The 17,967-nt window shown below is 48.6% G+C and carries 8 protein-coding genes; 2 read left to right on the top strand and 6 right to left on the bottom strand.

All coding sequences use genetic code 11. The annotated features are described in order from the left end of the window. Positions 1–75: 75 nt before the first annotated feature. Entirely contained in the window at positions 76–2,652 is a 2,577-nt protein-coding gene (locus LZP69_RS12100; protein WP_234200879.1) for a putative bifunctional diguanylate cyclase/phosphodiesterase, read from the bottom strand. Between the two features lie 252 nt (positions 2,653–2,904). Continuing rightward, positions 2,905–3,969, bottom strand: a complete 1,065-nt coding sequence (hemE, locus tag LZP69_RS12095; RefSeq protein ID WP_234200878.1) for a uroporphyrinogen decarboxylase — start codon at positions 3,967–3,969, stop codon at positions 2,905–2,907. Between the two features lie 516 nt (positions 3,970–4,485). On the opposite strand from hemE, the gene rsd reads away from it, so the two are divergent. Further along, on the top strand, positions 4,486–4,953 hold the full coding sequence (rsd, locus tag LZP69_RS12090; RefSeq protein ID WP_234200877.1) for a sigma D regulator: 468 nt from the start codon (positions 4,486–4,488) through the stop codon (positions 4,951–4,953). A gap of 119 nt (positions 4,954–5,072) precedes the next feature. Here rsd and acnB read toward each other — a convergent pair whose 3' ends face one another. Beyond that, on the bottom strand, positions 5,073–7,670 hold the full coding sequence (acnB, locus tag LZP69_RS12085) for a bifunctional aconitate hydratase 2/2-methylisocitrate dehydratase (RefSeq protein ID WP_234200876.1): 2,598 nt from the start codon (positions 7,668–7,670) through the stop codon (positions 5,073–5,075). A gap of 395 nt (positions 7,671–8,065) precedes the next feature. On the opposite strand from acnB, the gene hxpB reads away from it, so the two are divergent. Beyond that, positions 8,066–8,734, top strand: a complete 669-nt coding sequence (hxpB, locus tag LZP69_RS12080; RefSeq protein ID WP_234200875.1) for a hexitol phosphatase HxpB — start codon at positions 8,066–8,068, stop codon at positions 8,732–8,734. Positions 8,735–8,809: 75 nt separating this feature from the next. Here the strand turns inward: hxpB and LZP69_RS12075 are convergent, their stop codons facing one another. The 3 genes from LZP69_RS12075 to LZP69_RS12065 all read right to left on the bottom strand — a co-directional run bounded on the left by LZP69_RS12075 (position 8,810) and on the right by LZP69_RS12065 (position 17,937). Then, positions 8,810–10,873, bottom strand: a complete 2,064-nt coding sequence (locus LZP69_RS12075) for a M13 family metallopeptidase (RefSeq protein ID WP_234200874.1) — start codon at positions 10,871–10,873, stop codon at positions 8,810–8,812. A 211-nt stretch (positions 10,874–11,084) separates the two neighbouring features. After that, a complete protein-coding gene (locus tag LZP69_RS12070; RefSeq protein WP_234200873.1) occupies positions 11,085–13,298 on the bottom strand; it encodes a patatin-like phospholipase family protein in 2,214 nt (737 codons plus the stop codon). A 157-nt stretch (positions 13,299–13,455) separates the two neighbouring features. Further along, the gene (locus LZP69_RS12065; RefSeq protein WP_234200871.1) at positions 13,456–17,937 is read right to left on the bottom strand and encodes an EAL domain-containing protein; all 4,482 of its coding nucleotides are present in this window, start codon (positions 17,935–17,937) and stop codon (positions 13,456–13,458) included. Positions 17,938–17,967 lie beyond the last annotated feature (30 nt).

Genomic DNA, 17,967 nt, shown 5'->3' with positions numbered 1-17,967 from the left:
CCTAGCTCCACAAGAAAAACACAAAAATGCCCAGTTCGACTGGGCATTTTTATTCAGCGTATTCGAAGAAAAGGCCTAGGCCATCAGACGGGCACGTTCCGGCATCTGAATATGTTCATCCAGCGGTTGTGGCCGCCCTATGGCGTAACCCTGGGCATAATTGATCCCTATCTCATTGAGTTTATCTATGATTGCCTGGTTCTCTACAAACTCGGCCACGGTTTCAATTCCCATCACCTGACAGATATGGTGGATAGATTGCACTATGGCGTGATCTTTAGGATTGCTCGCCAGTGTCTTAATAAAACAGCCATCAATTTTCACATAGTTGACCGGCAATTCCCGCAGGTAACCATAGGACGCAAAGCCGGTACCAAAATCATCCAGCGCAAAAGAGAAGCCGAGTTTGCGTAACCGGTTTAACATATCGATGGCACGATTACGGTTTTGAATCGCGCTGGTTTCTGTGACTTCAAAACAGATACACTCACTGGGCAGGCCAAAGCGGATCAGCTGCGCGGTAATGTATTCCACCATTCCCTCTGCGCCTAAGCTGTTACCTGAAAGGTTAATGGATAGACAGTAGTCATCCCACAGCTCCTCATGCAGAGACAGCCAGAGGAAAGTCTTGCGAATGATCTCTTTATCCACATCTATCATCAGCTTAAAGCGCTCGGCTGCCGCAATAAACTGCGCCGGCGGCAGCATACGTCCATCGGGTTCTTGAATGCGCATCAGGATCTCCAGCCTTTTGCGTTGACCCTTGGTATTTATCCCCTCAATGGGCTGGGCATAGAGCAGCAGCTCATTATGTTCAATCGCCTGGGCAATGCGGGTCGCCCATTTGGAGGAGTTGCGCTGATCATTGAGTGCTTTATCTTTATTATCATAAAAATGGATCTGATTGCTGCCCAACTGCTTCGCCGCGATACAAGCACTGCCGGCATCCTTGAGCATCTCCTGAACATCAATCTTAGGCAGTTCAGCCATGGCAATACCGATACTACAGCCAACTTTATAGTGACTACCCTGAGACTCTATCACCTGCATCCCTATGCTATCGACTATCCGCTTAGCCTGCTGCGCCACCTCATGCATGCTGATATTTTTCAATGCCAGACCAAAGTCGTCACCCGCCAGACGGGCCAATAGCACATCCTCACCCACAACAGCCTGAATCGCCTTAGCGACCATTTTCAACATGGTGTCACCAGCGCTGTAACCACAGGAGTCATTAATCAACTTAAACTGCTCTAAGTTCAAATAGCATAAGATCAATTGCTGCGCCCCGTGACCATACTCCTCAATGCGCTCTTCAAATGCAGCGCGATTGAGAAGACCCGTCACAGGATCATAATTTGCCCTGTGTCTTAATTGATGCTTGAGGCGCTCCTCTTGGGTAATGTCCCGAAGCACAATCACTGTGCCTATCACCTGCTCCTGTGGATCGCGCAGATTACTGATACTGCGCTGCATGATTTTGCCACCCTCATGGCTAAACTTCACCTTGCTCACCTGCGGCTCAGTCGCGCCCTCCTGCATCATAGCGAGCAAGGCTTGGGTCTCACTGCTATCTTGTTTAAATACGCGCTCGACTGGCATACCAACGGCATCGACCGAATTGAGCTTTAATAAACGCTCCGCCTGAGGATTAAGGTAGACCACCTTGGCCCAGGCATCCGTCAAGATCACGGCTTCTACAATCGCTTCTAAAGTGGTTTTCGATCGCTCTTTTTGTCGATAAATTCGTGCCAGTAGGCCGTTGACCTGATCGGAAAATACCCTCAGTTCATTACAGCCATAACCCTGCAGCGGCTGATAGGTTTTGGCTGTGGGATCAATCATCTTCAGCTGCTTGAGGATAAGCTTAAAAGGGCGAACTAAACTTGCCCTAAGCCACAAATACCCCAAGATCAGCATCAAGAGGCTTAAACCCCAAATCAGATAGATAGCCAGATCGCTATGACTCTGCAGCAGGGTAAACGGCTCTTGCTTGATTGAAATATGCAGATGCAGTGGCTTGGCATCGAGCAGGCTGGGGACATCGAATTCACCACTGAGGTTAAGCTTTGGCGCCGCGACCTGGGTGGATACCTTACCCGGCTTTAATTCGATGAGATGGGGAAATTCACCCACTTGAAACTGATTCAACAACCGCTTATCGACAGGTTTCACCAGAGCAATAAAATCTGTCGCCGAGATAGGCGTCACACTGGCCATAAAGCCATGATCATGGAGTAACAGGAAACCCGTCTTTTGTTGTTTGATACCAAACAGCTCGCTGGGGAAATGAATGAAATCGATTTCTGATGCTTGTTTGGCGACAGCGATGGGAATCGCGCTGCCTTCACGCAGCTGAAACAGATCAGCCTGCTCAGCAAAGCCAATCTCTTGCCAGGTCTGCTCGAATTCCTGGCGGTGGGCGATATCAATATTGGTGATGGCGGCGGCGTAGATGCGGGTGATCACTGCCAGCTGTTTCAAATCCTGGCTAACCAACTCCTGAACCGTGCGAACCTCACTCTGAATCGAGGTTTGTACCAACTCGTCGATACGATGCTGAAACCAGCCATGCAAGGAATAGGAAGCAGCCAGAATCGCAGGTAAGCAAAAACCTACCACAAAGACGCTTAATTTTTTGCTAATACGCATCTATCAACAACTACCTAATGTTCGCTGGTGTTACAGTGACTATTCTGAACCTGCATAGATTGCATGGTTATTCGATTCTGGACTTTGATGTAGCACAGCTTTTTAAGACTCAATTGCTTTTTAACGCAAGATTCACCGAGGAATGAGATCTTGCCCATCACAAGATAAACCAGAGTCGAGCGCAAACCTTAATCAGTCAGAATGAGCAACAAAAAAGCCCGCGATGCGGGCTTTATTCGCTGTTATCAGCAATTACTTGTGATATTGCTTAGACAGTTCATGCACTGAGTTAATAAATGCACCGGCATGCTCTGGGTTCACGTGTTGATGAATACCGTGGCCAAGGTTAAACACATGGCCTGTGCCTTCACCGTAAGAAGCCAGGATCTGCTCAACTTCCTGATGGATACGCTCAGGAGATGCATACAGCACTGAAGGATCCATATTACCCTGTAGCGCCACTTTCTCACCCACACGGCGACGGGCATCGCCGATATCCACAGTCCAGTCCAGACCCAGAGCATCACAGCCAGTTTCGGCCATGGCTTCTAACCATAGTCCGCCACCCTTAGTGAACAGAGTCACAGGCACTTGGCGACCTTCGGCTTGACGAGTCAGACCATCGACAATCTTCTGCATGTAACGCAGTGAGAATTCACGGTAAGCGTGGTGCGACAATGCGCCGCCCCATGAATCGAAAATCATGACTGATTGTGCACCATTTGCAATCTGTGCATTCAGGTAAAGCGTGACCGAATCGGCCAGCTTATCTAACAGCAGGTGCAGTGTTGCAGGCTCTTCGTAAGCCATCTTCTTGATCTTCTCGAACGCCTTGCTCGAACCGCCTTCAACCATGTAAGTGGCCAGCGTCCAAGGTGAACCTGAGAAACCAATCAGCGGCACTTCGCCCTTAAGCTCGCGGCGAATAGTGCTTACCGCATCCATCACATAACCCAGCTCCAGTTCTGGATCGGGGACAGCCAGCTTCTTGATCGCATCGATAGTGTCGGTTGGACGCTCAAAGCGTGGGCCCTCACCGGCTTCAAAATAGAGACCTAACCCCATGGCATCGGGAACAGTCAAAATATCAGAAAATAAGATAGCAGCATCTAGGTCATAACGACGTAAAGGTTGCAGTGTTACTTCACATGCCAGCTCTTTGTTCTTACATAGCGACATAAAATCACCGGCCTCAGCACGGGTCGCCTTGTATTCTGGAAGATAACGACCAGCTTGACGCATCATCCAAATAGGAGTTCTATCAACAGGTTGCTTTAGTAAGGCTCGTAAATAACGATCATTTTTTAATTCTGCCATTTGGCTCTATTCCTACGCTTATTGATTTCTGCTGGGTCCGTAGTTTAGCATTTACGCGACTAAAGTAACCTCCAGCAGTACATTTATGTGACAAACGCCGCTGGATTATTTCATTGTTCTGCACGGACGCACATATTCAAGAAAATATCGCGACAATAATTTAACACTCGGGTTTCTTTTTGACAGAAAAAAGTTGCACCATCGAATTGGCTTTGATATAAAAAGTCTGCGCTAGCAAGAACAATCAAGAAGCTCGTCCCATCGAGCCCGCAAAATCTATACTCGCCCAGCGATGGAATTCCGTCGCTGGGCATTTTATTTTTAATACCCCTTTAATCGCATATTTAATACCTTAGATTGACGCCGCTTCCCACCAGTTGACTCCCTAACCCGGCTATAACTTTTTAATTAACAACCTGGCTACATTAGTTGCCTCTGAGGATGCGAAAAAGGTTGATCAAAATAGCCATTCTCACCTACATTAGAAGTCATAGGATTACTCCGATGGGGATCATCATGCTAAAGCAATTAGAAAAAGCTGAAGAAAAATGGAAAGGTTCCAATCAACTGGTTGATCAGTGGCTCAATAATCGCCGAAAGCTTCTGGTGCAATATTGCCAGATTGCTGGCCTAGCCCCCTATGAAACCCTGGATAAATCCCTGCCGTCATTTGAATCGGTAAAAGACTTTTGCGATCTCCTGGTCGATTATGTTTCTGAGGGACATTTTGAGGTCTACGACAAAGTCGTCAGCGGCTGCGCCAAACATGGTAAGAACAGCCAAAGCCTAGCGGAAAATATCGTCCCTAAGATCAGCCAGACCACAGATGTGGCGCTCGATTTTAACGATAAATACACCACATCGGATGATGATCAGGTCTTATATCAACTCGATAGCGACCTCTCCTCCCTTGCCGATGTAATGGAAACCCGCTTTCAGCTGGAAGATCAGTTACTAGAAGTGCTCCACAGTAAACACTCTTAGCATTCAGTTTTTATCACCCAGTTCTTAGCACTCGGATACTGATTTATTTTCCAAGACAAACAGACAACAAAAAGGCCAGCTAATCAGCTGGCCTTTTTAATCACGGATAAACTAGCCGATTAAACGGCTGTCTGGAAGATCACTTCACCCGCTTTTTGAGTATAAGACTCGATCTGATCGAAGTTCAGATAACGGTAAGTATCTGCCGCCGTCGCATCTAGCTCTTTGGCGTATTCCTGGTACTCATCCGCCGATGGCAGACGACCCAATAGCGCCGCAACCGCCGCCAGCTCAGCCGACGCCAGATAGACGTTAGCACCTGTACCTAAACGGTTAGGGAAATTACGGGTAGAGGTCGACACCACAGTGGCTCCTTCCGCGACGCGGGCCTGGTTACCCATACACAGAGAACAACCTGGGATCTCAATACGCGCACCGACGCGACCGAAAATACCATAGTAACCCTCTTCGGTCAGTTGATCGCGGTCCATCTTAGTTGGCGGTGCGATCCACAGACGAGTTGGCAGTGACTTGGCAAACTTATCCAGCATCTTACCTGTAGCGCGGAAGTGGCCTATGTTGGTCATACAAGAACCCACGAACACTTCATCGATCTTGGTTTCTGCCACAGAAGAGAGCAGCACGGCATCGTCAGGATCGTTTGGCGCACACAGAATAGGCTCTTTGATCTCGTTCAGATCGATCTCGATCACTTCGGCGTACTCGGCATCCTTATCCGCTTCCATCAGCTCAGGGTTGGCAATCCACTCCTGCATCGCTGTAATACGACGCTCGATAGTACGGCGGTCGCCATAACCTTCGGCAATCATCCACTTCAACATAACGATATTTGAGTTGAGGTATTCGATGATAGGCTCTTTATCCAGCTTGATAGTACAACCGGCGGCGCTACGCTCGGCCGATGCATCAGACAGCTCGAACGCCTGCTCAACCTTCAGATGCTCCAGACCTTCGATCTCCAGCACGCGACCTGAGAAGGCGTTAATCTTGCCTTTCTTCTCAACGGTCAACAGACCCATTTCGATCGCTTTTAATGGGATGGCATGCACCAGATCACGCAGAGTGATACCAGGTTGCATCTTACCCTTGAAGCGAACCAATACAGACTCAGGCATATCCAGTGGCATCACACCGGTTGCCGCCGCGAAAGCGACCAGACCAGAACCTGCAGGGAAAGAGATACCGATTGGGAAACGGGTGTGCGAGTCACCGCCTGTACCAACAGTATCAGGCAGCAGCATACGGTTCAGCCATGAGTGAATAACACCGTCACCTGGACGCAGCGATACACCGCCGCGGTTCATGATGAAATCAGGCAGAGTGTGGTGGGTGTTCACATCCACAGGCTTTGGATAGGCCGCAGTGTGACAGAAAGACTGCATGGTCAAATCGGCGCTGAAACCAAGACAAGCTAGATCTTTAAGCTCATCACGAGTCATAGGACCGGTAGTATCTTGCGAGCCAACAGAGGTCATCTTAGGCTCACAGTATTGGCCAGGACGAACACCGGCAACACCACAGGCTTTACCGACCATCTTCTGAGCTAAGGTATAGCCTTTACCAGAATCGGCCACATCTTGTGGACGCACAAATACATCAGAGTGCGGTAATCCTAAGGTTTCACGGGCACGGTCAGTCAGACCACGGCCGATGATCAGCGGAATACGGCCACCGGCACGTACTTCGTCCAGTAACACTTCTGTTTTCAGTTTGAACTGAGAGATCACTTCATCTGTGCCGTGACGCTTAACCACACCTTCATAAGGATAGATATCAATCACATCGCCCATGTTCATCTCGCTCACATCGAGCTCGATTGGCAGTGCGCCCGCATCTTCCATAGTGTTGAAGAAGATAGGTGCAATCTTACCGCCTAAGCAGAAACCACCAGCGCGCTTATTAGGCACATAAGGGATATCATCGCCCATAAACCACAATACTGAGTTGGTCGCAGACTTACGTGAAGAACCCGTACCAACAACATCGCCCACATAAACTAGTGGATGACCTTTTTCTTTTAATGCTTCAATCTCATTGATAGGACCTTTAACACCGGCCTCATCAGGCACAATACCATCGCGGGCGTTTTTCAGCATGGCTAGAGCGTGCAGTGGGATATCTGGACGTGACCAGGCATCGGGTGCTGGCGATAGATCGTCAGTGTTAGTCTCGCCTGTTACCTTAAATACGGTCAGGGTCACTTTCTCGGCCAGCTTAGGACGATTCAAGAACCACTCGGCGTTCGCCCATGATTCAACAACTTGCTTGGCAAAGTCATTGCCAGCCTGCATCTTCTCAACCACATCGTGGTAAGCATCAAACATCAGCAGGGTATTAGACAGTGCTTTTACGGCGATAGGCGCTTGGGCAGCGTTATCGAGTTGAGCAATCAGAGGCTCAATGTTGTAACCGCCCTGCATAGTGCCCAGCAGTTCAACCGCACGCTCTGCAGAGAGGATTGGCGATGAGACTTCGCCCTTGGCCAGTGCATCTAGGAAGCCAGCTTTAACATAGGCGGCTTCATCAACACCTGGTGGAATTCTGTTTTCCAGCAGATCAAGGATGAAGGCTTCTTCACCCGCAGGTGGATTTTTTACTAATTCGACTAATTCGGCCACTTGATGGGCATCTAATGGCTTAGGGACTACGCCCTCTGCAGCACGTTCTTCGACGTGTTTACGATATGCTTCTAGCACGGCAACATTCCTCTTTGTTTGGCGTTCTAACAGCGAAACTGCACGTCTTCAATAATGAAGCTCACAGTCAAGCAGGCTCAACCCGGATTTCCGGGCGCATTATACTACAGCTTTGCAAAAGTATGAATCAGATCACACTCCGATAAGTAAGATATTCAAATGATTTAACAGGATAAAAAGCAATTTAACTCAATGATCTAAAGGAAGAAATTAGACAATAGTTTGAAATAAGTCACAAATAGTTGATAAGTATCAATTTTTATTAATACGTCTATTTCAACATAAGCAGACAAAATATCGATAGCATCGATTAAACTAATCTAAAAAATGTCACTATTTAGCATTCAAGCTAAGCGCCCCTAAAGGCGACACCGCCAGATTTACAAGGATCCCATATGAACCCAACTCCCCTATCAGCCGTTATTTTCGATATGGATGGCGTATTAATCGACTCAGAGCCACGCTGGCAAATTGCCGAACTTGAGGTGCTGGGCAAGCTTGGCGTTCCCATCTCGCTCGCCGACACCTTGCAGACAACAGGGCTGCGCGTCGACCAACTTGTGGAATTTTGGTATCGGAGGCATCCTTGGAGCAACTATGACAATCAGGCGACGGCACAGGCCATTGTCGACAGGGTCGCTGCGGCGATATTAACCGATGGCGAGCCGCTGCCCGGCGTGGTTGAGGCATTAACGGCATGTCAAAAGCGGGGACTCAAAATTGGCCTAGCCACCTCGTCACCGACTCAGCTGATCCGCGCCGTCATGCAAAAGCTGGCCATAGGCCACTATTTCGACGCCTTTTGCAGCGCCGAGTCCCTCACCTGGGGCAAACCCCATCCTGAGGTCTATCTCAATTGTGCCAAGACGCTGCAAGTTGCGCCTGAGCACTGCATTGCCGTTGAGGACTCCTTTAACGGCGTTATCGCCGCCAGAGCCGCCAATATGCATACTCTGGTGATCCCCGCCGTCCATGAGTCCAGCCAAGCCCGTTGGGCCGCGGCCCACCAGCAGCTAGAGGATCTGACCCAATTAAATGCCTATCTGCAACAATGCCTTGGTTAACTGTGGCACTTAACCAACAAAAAGCCCATCGATCACTCGATGGGCTTTTAATTCACTTATAACACTGAACTAGGCTTACCAGATCTTGACACGATCTTCTGGTGCCAAGTACATACCATCGTCTTTTTTCACATCGAAGGCCTTATAGAAAGCTTCTACGTTACGTGGCGTACCCATTGCGCGATACTGGCTAGGTGAATGTGGATCGACCAGTAAACGTGTAACCATCTCTTCATCACGATATTTACGTGCCCAGACACGTGACCAGCTGATAAAGAAACGCTGCTCGCCCGTCAGTCCATCCATTACCGGCGCTTCTTTGCCTTGTAGACTCAACTCGTAAGCCAGATGAGATACTGTCAGACCACCTAAGTCGCCGATGTTTTCACCTAAGGTCAGGTCACCATTAACAAACTTACCTGACAGAGGCTCAAACTTGCTGTATTGAGCAGAGAGCTGTTTGCCACGCTTCTCGAACTCCTGCTTGTCTTTCTCTGACCACCAGTTGCGCAGGTTGCCGTCACCGTCATATTTCGCCCCTTGGTCATCGAAACCATGGCTGATTTCATGACCAATTACCGCACCAATACCACCATAGTTAACCGCATCATCGGCGTCCATATTGAAGAACGGCGGTTGCAGAATGGCCGCAGGGAACACAACTTCATTCATCACTGGGTTGTAGTAAGCGTTCACTGTTTGTGGCGTCATATGCCACTCGGTGCGATCGATAGGCTGGCCTAGCTTGTTGATCATATCCGTATAAGAGAAATGAGAATATCGCTGGATATTACCAAACAGATCATCGGGTTTGATCTCAAGCGCCGTGTAATCTTTCCACTTGTCTGGATAGCCTATCTTGTAGGTGAACTTAGATAGTTTCTCCTGTGCGGCCACTTTTGTTTCGGGTGTCATCCACTCAAGGTTATTGATGCTGACTTCAAAGGCTTTGAGCAGATTATGAATCAAACCTTCCATACGAGCCTTAGCTTCTGGAGTAAAGTTTTTCTTCACATACTCTTGGCCCACAAGCTCACCGAGTACGCTGTTAGCCGTATCAACAGCATTCTTCCAGCGCGGTTTTTGCTCTTCAACACCTCTTAAGGTCTTGCTATAGAAATCAAAGTGAAGATCAACGAAAGCCTTACTCAGAAAACTTGAGTTGCTATCCACATAGTGGAAGGCTAAATAATCTTGCCAGGCCGATACAGGGATCTTGTTAAACTCGGCACCGAACTTCTCAAAATAAGAAGGTTGACCTATGATCACTTCATCGGTTTTACCCGCAAGGCCTACAGCTTTAACAAAACGATCAAAATCGAAACCACCAGTTAGCTTCTGAACCTCGGCAAGACTCATCTTGTTATAACGCTTGTTGGCATCACGCTGTTCAACGCGGCTCCATTGATTTTCGGCGATAAAGTGCTCGATATCAGCCACACTCTTAGCGGCACGTTTAGCATCTTTATAACCCGCCAGCGTCATCAAGTCGGTAACATACTTGCTCAATGCCTTACGGTAGGCGACATTTTTTTCGTCATCCTTCAGGTAGTAATCACGATCCGGTAGAGTCAGACCCGACTGATTAACATACACGCCATATTGGGTGGACTTTTTCGCATCATTGTTGACATAAAAGCCCAGCGGAATACCAGAACCATTAATCAGCAAGCTCCCCATCAAACTGACCAGTTCATCATGGGTTTTCACATTAGCAATGGCGGCTAATTGCCCCTTAAGCGGCGTAGTTCCCAATTTTTCTATGCTGTCGGTATCCATATAGCTGGCATAAAAATCACCCACTTTCTGCTCACTTGAACCGGCGACATTATCTGTTTTCGCCGCTGCGGCTTCGATAATCTGTTTCAATTCACTCTGGCTGTGCTCATACAGAATTGAGAAGGTACCATAGGCAGACTTATCCGCAGGGATAGGTGTGTTAGCTAACCAGTGACCATTAACGCTGTAATACAAATCATCCTGGAAACGCACTGCTGGATCAAAATTTTCTTTCTCAACACCGGACACTTTCGCCGCTTGTACACTCTGTGTATTAGCACCTGTTGTAGGCTCACTACTACAAGCTGTGATACCTAAGCCTAAAGCAATAGCAAAGGCTAGATGACTTACTTTCTTCATGTTATCTCCCCCGATCTCTCAATTAAGATATTAATTTGATGAAAACAATAATTTGACTGACACACTAACATCGTCCCAATCTCAAATGTAGTGCCATTTTGTAACCATCTGTGACTTGCCACAAACAATTAACCACTGTTCCTCAATAAGGTAACACTATGAAAAAAATCAATTCAACTCATTGATGATTCTAATAAAATAGCAACTGGATTTACCAATTTTTCCCTAAAAATAAAAACACTGACATCTCGCCATCATCGGCCCAGCCAAAACCTAAGGCGGCAGGGCCGACCGAGGTATCGGTACCAAAGTAGAGGCTTCCACCATAGATAAGATCGTCGATATCGACACTATCACGTTGCTGCCACACATTGCCCGCCTCGAAACTGGCGCCCAGATAAAGAGGATAGTCCTTCATCCCCAACATGTCCCGGCCCAAATCGTATTGATAGACAAAAGCACCGAATACCTTATGGGATCCCACCAACGCCTTTCTGTGATAACCAGACAGATTTAAGAAACCACCCAACTCTGCCACATGCACACTCAGTTCGGTTTCATTATCCACAGTGGTAATAGAGGCAATCCCCACGAAGGCATGGTTGTTGAAGCTTAACGCTCCACGCCAATCGGCTTCTATCTGCAGTGAAGTTTCAGGGAGGCGATCCCCAGTCAGGGTGGGACTCTCATCATTGCGGTAATAGAGATCTAGGGTAAAACGATTACCCGAGGTGGGGAAATTGATGCTGTCTAAGTTGTCGAAACCAAATTTGAGGTAAGCGCCATAGGAGGAATAATCCAGATCATAGGGAAAAATCGCATTCTCTAAATAGCCGGTCTCTGCGGTCATGCCCAGCTCAATCGCCCCTTCTTTGATGTAATTAATCCCCACCCCGATATCGCCGCGATAGTTGGTCTGCTCCAGGTTGAACACCCGCATATTATTGGAATAGAAAGCCCAATCCTTGTTTTCGTAGGAAAGCTCGGTACGGGCAAAAAACAGCTGATCCTTATCCAATGGCTGATAAAACTCGGTCGATAGCAGTTTCTCAAACCCGAGCCTGACTTCATTACGCCACTCGCCACCATACTCGGTCAGATCTGTCATGGTATAGGCCAGATCCAGCGCCACATAGGAATCCAGTCCGAAGTTATCTTCCCAGCTGAATCCCAGTTGAAAATAGTTAGGCCCCCAGGATTTCGCCTTGGTTTTTAGCAGCAGCACCCGCCCCGCTTCGCTGTCGATAAATTCCGCATCGACCCGCTCAAATTTGTCTAGGGCATAGACATTGTTGATCCCCTCTTCCAGCTGCGCCTTGGTCACAGTCTCGCCCGCTTGAATACCCAGGGTTTCCCGCAACACTTTATCACTCACCTTAGAGTTATTATCGAAGCGCACAGCAACAACTGGCTGCTTGAGTCTGTCGTGCCACAACTCACCGGACTCGGCTTTCTCTGCCTGATAAGCACTATACGCCTCATCAGAGACAGCCAGATTCCTTAAGTTATCGAGCTGGGATAGCGCCGCCGCTTCCCCTAAACGATAAGCATCTGGCATGACGCTAAAATCCGTGGTACTCATCTCCCCCACATCGGGACGGATCAGAATATCTTTATCTGTTAATAACTGTTTCTGGCGTTCAGTACTGGCATTGGTCAACATGGTGGAGAGCTGATTTAGTACAGCCACTGTGCTTTGTAGCTGATCCCGTTTCACCAAAGATGAACCTATATCCACGGCGATCACCACATCTGCCCCCATAGCCTTGACCACATCCACAGGCATGTTATTGGCTATCCCGCCATCCACCACCAGCTTGCCATCATAGGTAGCAGGTTGCAGTGCCCCAGGCACAGTTGCCGATGCCTGCATGGCCTCCACCAGACTACCACGGCTGATCACCACAGGTTGACTGGTTTCAAGATCGGTCGCTACAGCACGGTAAGGAATAGCCAACTCATCGAAGCTATCGAATCTATGCACCAGATCGGTGGAGTTTTGCAGTAACAAAGACATGGACTGACCACGCAGCAGTCCCGAGGGCATCTTCACTTCGCTATCGCTATAACCCACATTGATTGGAATATTAAACCTATCTCTCTGCTGCTTATTGCGATAGCTCAGGGCTTCTCGGGGAATGGTGTCGTAATAGCCCGAGTCCCAATCTTCCCCCATCATTATGGTTTCTATCTCACTGGCGCTATAACCCAAGGCGTACATGCCTGCCACATAAGCCCCTATGCTGGTGCCGGCAATATAATCGACTGGGATATGGTTCTGCTCTAATACCTTGAGCACGGCGACATGGGCCGCGCCTTTGGCGCCGCCGCCACTGAGTGCCAGCCCCACTTTAGGACGGACATCGGCTGCAGACACTGCGGCCATAAAACCGAGGGAAACAGACAAGATAAGAAAACGTATCATAAACGGCCAGGCTCAAAAGTTTGTGGTCAAAACATCTATTTTAGCTAGGCATAGATGTAACTTTTACTATAAAAATATAAAGTTAAAAAATCATATTCGGGCAGCTACCCCATAGTCGGCAAGGGAGATGGCCAGCACATCTCCACATTGCGATCCTTTAGCTCACCCGGTTCGAACTCAGCAAGCTCGTCTCACCAAACACAAAGGCTTCCAGCGCACTCACTGTCATGGGTTTGGCAAAATAGTATCCCTGAATAATATGGCAGCCACGGCCGAGCACTTGCTCCAGCTGCTCCTGGGTCTCGACCCCTTCCACCACGACGCTGAGTTTTAAGTTACGTGCCAGTTCGCTGATACTGCTCACTATCGCCTGATCGGCCTCATTATTGGCAATGTCGATAATGAAGGCGCGATCGATTTTCAGCAGACCCACATCGAAATTACGCAAATAAGCCAGGGAGGAATATCCAGTCCCAAAATCATCGATCGCCACATCTATCCCCAGCTGCTTCAGTGCCTTCAGATGCTCGCGGGCGACCCGCAGCTCTTTCATCAAGACCCCTTCGGTGATCTCCAATCCCAGACGATGAGGCGACATGCCTGACTCGGCCAGAACCCGGCTGATCCCCTGAATAAAGTCTGGCTGCCTGAACTGTACTGCGGAGACATTCACCGAGATCCTAAATCCATCCCCAAGCCGCTCCCCCCACTTAGCGCCCAACTGACACACCTGCCCTAATACCCAACGATCGATATCCAGGATAAGGCCTGAAGATTCGGCAATTTTAATAAACACATCTGGGGGGATGTATCCCTCTTTGGGGTGCAGCCAGCGCAGAAGCGCCTCGACACCCAACACCTTATTTCCATCGGCAACATCTATCTGCGGCTGGAAATTCAGCTCAAGCTCGTTGCGCTCAATGGCTTTGCGTAGATCCCGCTCCAACTTAAGATGATAAAGTGCCGTCACATTACGCTCGGCAGAGAAATACTGAAAGTTGCCTCGGCCAATCTCTTTGGCGTAGTACATAGCCTGATCGGCATTTTTAATTAATGCCTCCGGCCTGAGGGCATCATCAGGCCAGAGACTGACGCCAATACTGGTGGAGAGATAGAACTCCCGTCCGTTTAACTCAAAGGGTCTTTCTATCTGTTCGAGCAAGGTTTCACACAGATGATTTATCTCATCTATGTCATTCATATTACGCAGCAGGATAACGAACTCATCACCGCCGAACCGGCAGAGAATGTGTTCCTCTCCCACGCAGGTCTGCAGGCGGTTAGCCGCTTCGATCAGAATCCCATCCCCCATGCTATGGCCAAAGGAATCATTCACGTTTTTAAACCTGTCGAGATCCAAAAACAGCAGAGCCAATTGTTGATTTTGAGACTGGGCCTGGGCAATCGCCTTATCCAGACGGGCGGAAAACAGCGAGCGGTTGGGTAATCCGGTTAAGACATCGAAATTCGCTAGGCGGCGCAGATCTGCCTCTGTCTGCTTGCGCTGACTGATATCGGAAAATACCGCCACATAGTGAGAAACCTGGCCACCCTTATCTTTCATGGTCGAGAGGTTTAACCAGACAGGACGAAGCTCCCCATTGGATGCGTAAAAATCATGCTCACCGGTCCAGCTGCTTTCCTGGTCAAGCAACTGCTGAACCTCATTACTGCGCTCCTCTGTGCCATGCACAAGGACAGAAAAGTCACGGTCAATCAGCCCATCGGCCCCAATATTGAGAATGGTTTGCGCGGCCTTATTAAAGACCTTCACCTTCTCTTCGCCATCCAAAATCAATACACCTTCGGAGGTGTTCTCAAATGCCTGAGCCAGCAGCTTAACATTGTCCTCAAGACGCCGGCGACTGGTAATATCTGTGTAGATCCCAGAGACTTTATTGATCTCGCCTGTGGCTGGGTCCATCTCCACCGGACGGCCACGAACCCGCAACCACCCCATGGCGCCATCTTTACGCCAATAGCGATAATCCTCATCGAACCTGTCATCCTGCTTATTGAGCAGACGTTGCCAGGCAAGCACTATCCTGTCTCTGTCCTCCTGATGGATTGGCAGACTCTCAAAACTGATCTCAGACAGATCTTTAACCAATAAATGCTCATAGGCATGGGGTTCCATACTGAAAAGCTGAGTATCGCTATGCCACTCCCACAGCTCGGAATCACTCCCCCGCAGAGACTGCCTTAATCTGGATTTACTCTCGGTCAGCGCCTGGTTTATCTGTCTAAATGCCTTTATCTGGCGCTGCCTTAAGATGAAAAAACTCAAGCCGCTTGAGATAAGCAGCACAAGTGCCAGGGTCTTAAACCAGGTGCTATTCCACCAAAACTCCTCTATCGAAAAGGCGTAGCTGAAGGGGGTTTCCAGCCAGATCCCGTTCCGTTTGCTGATAACTTCCAGGATATAATCGCCAGCAGAAATTCCCGTCATATTGATCTGAGACTGGCCGTTGAGCTGCAGATAATTGCCCTTGTTCGCCCCCTTCTTATACAGGCGATACTTGAACTTAATAGGAGAATTAGTCAGATAATCTGTTCTGGTTAACTGAAAGCTGAGCATCTTAGCGCCGGGAGGGATACGCTTATTCTGCAGAGGGAGCAGATCTGTGCTAATTTCATCATCAAAATAGGTCTGCACTGACTCAAGCATCACTTCTGTCTCTTGCAGCCTATTTTTCAGCAAGTCAAGGTCCAGCAGATCCACGCCATCCGGGCTGCCAACATAGAAGCCAACCTCAGGTGCATAAAATGCCGCGCCATCATTTAGCTCATTACTTACCAGACCATCTTGCTGCCTGAACACAGACAGCTGCCCCGTCTCTATCTCCTGTCTAACTAAAGAGTTGGAGCAACCTATCAGCCGGTAATTTGGGGTACTTTGTATAAAATAGACAGCATTACAATCGAGCTGCCACTCCTGGGTCAGCATCCGGGTCACGCCTGTCTGAGTGTTATATTCAACTAATCCTTTTGGCGATGTGCCTAGCCAGAGTAAACCCGGAGTCACCTCATTGATATAGCTGACACTGACCACTGTCTTATCATCGAAGAAAATATCTCTGCGGGAATAGAACACCCCTTGCGTATCAATATAACCAAACTCGCTCTCACCCCCTAACCACAACTTGCCATCACTGGCCCTAAAAATGGTTTTCAAGGGACGGTTATACTGGGCGCCATCTCTGTCTTTGATGATAAATTCTTGCGGGTTTTTGCTGCCTTTATCCCAGTAAAACAGCCCGGTTGCGGTAACGAACCACCAGCGCTGGGGCAGCAAAGTATCCTGGTACAAGGCGTAGAGCACCTTACTCTCGAGGGAATACTCACCGCCTGTCCACTGTGCAAATGGCACTATGCTCTTATCATCAAGCCGGTACACAAACAGGCCGTTCGTTGTCCCCACCAGCAGATGCTTATCATCTAAGGGCCGTACTATATAGATGCTGTCATTTACCTCTAACTGGGCAGGACGCACCAACTGACTGGTCTTCTTCTGCCTGTCTATCTCGATTAACCCTTTATCTGTCCCCAGCCATAGCCAGTGTCCCTCTTCATCGCCATGAATAGTCCACACCATCTCGCCATCTAATCGATAGGGAGGCTGACTGGTAAAATTTTCCAACACAAAATCGGGAGCATCGGCGAGCACAGCCAGGCCATCACCTGAGCCGCCGACCCAGATTAATCCATTGTGATCTACGGCTATGTCATACACATAATCCAAGTCTGCCGCAGCCTTTAATTCATCGAAGAAGACTTTCAGCTGTGCTGTATCAGGATGCCACTTAATGACACTCTCACGTCCGGATAGCCACAGAAACCCTTCATGATCCTCATCCATGTGGGACACATAGAAGGGAAGCTGCTCTACTCTTTGTACCGTCATCGAATCGGGAAAGACTCGATACAGCCCCTTACTCGACCCTAACCAGATCCGCCCTGCACTGTCTTTAAACAGACTACGCATCAGCCCCATAGACTCATCCCAGGGAAAAACAGCCCGCAACATACCTAAACTGTCTCGCAGCTGAAGTTCATGACCATTACCGACGATCAGCTGATCCATCTCATTTTGTGCGAGCAAAAACCAGCGCTGATCTGGGTTGCTGGGCAGTTGAATAATGGCCCGTAGGCTCATCGCCTTATCATCGAAACGATACAATGCACCCGAATAGGTAAGCAGTAGATAACTGCCGTCAGCTTGCTCAATTACCTCAAAAAAGCCATCGGCTTTGAAATCGGTAAACAGCTCACTGCTGCCAAAGCGGATAAACTCGTCATTGAATTGATCGTAAAGGTAGGTATTAGCCCCGCTGCTGACCAGCAGATACTTCTCGTTCAGGGGGCGGCTAAGCCAGATAAACTCATCGGATAGGCGAATATCTTTGCTGTTTTTATCGATACGCCTTGCTGTGGTATCGCTGAGACGATAGAGGCCTTGTTCGGTCGACAACCAGGCATAACCATGTTCATCGAAACTGATATCGTTGATAGTGGCGTTATTTAACCCATCACGGGCGTCGAATACCCGCTGAACCAGATTTCCCGCCCAGACAGGCGACGCCAGCCCAAGCAGAAATATAACGCAAAAGAGAGTAGCGAACCTGTTATGACGTTCCATCGAATTAAAATTTTCTATTGTTATTTTTTT

It is taken from the genome of Shewanella sp. AS1, from assembly GCF_021412565.1.
Taxonomy (GTDB): Bacteria; Pseudomonadota; Gammaproteobacteria; order Enterobacterales; family Shewanellaceae; genus Shewanella.
Note: the sequence above shows the minus strand (reverse complement) of the source record. Positions and strands in the feature narration are given on the sequence as shown.

What these genes read in the sequence shown, in the direction of transcription:
- LZP69_RS12075 (WP_234200874.1), bottom strand. Translation starts at nt 10,873, where the DNA reads ATGAAGAAAGTAAGTCATCTAGCCTTTGCTATTGCTTTAGGCTTAGGT.
- hxpB (WP_234200875.1), top strand. Translation starts at nt 8,066, where the DNA reads ATGAACCCAACTCCCCTATCAGCCGTTATTTTCGATATGGATGGCGTA.
- LZP69_RS12065 (WP_234200871.1), bottom strand. Translation starts at nt 17,937, where the DNA reads ATGGAACGTCATAACAGGTTCGCTACTCTCTTTTGCGTTATATTTCTG.
- rsd (WP_234200877.1), top strand. Translation starts at nt 4,486, where the DNA reads ATGCTAAAGCAATTAGAAAAAGCTGAAGAAAAATGGAAAGGTTCCAAT.
- LZP69_RS12100 (WP_234200879.1), bottom strand. Translation starts at nt 2,652, where the DNA reads ATGCGTATTAGCAAAAAATTAAGCGTCTTTGTGGTAGGTTTTTGCTTA.
- hemE (WP_234200878.1), bottom strand. Translation starts at nt 3,969, where the DNA reads ATGGCAGAATTAAAAAATGATCGTTATTTACGAGCCTTACTAAAGCAA.
- LZP69_RS12070 (WP_234200873.1), bottom strand. Translation starts at nt 13,298, where the DNA reads ATGATACGTTTTCTTATCTTGTCTGTTTCCCTCGGTTTTATGGCCGCA.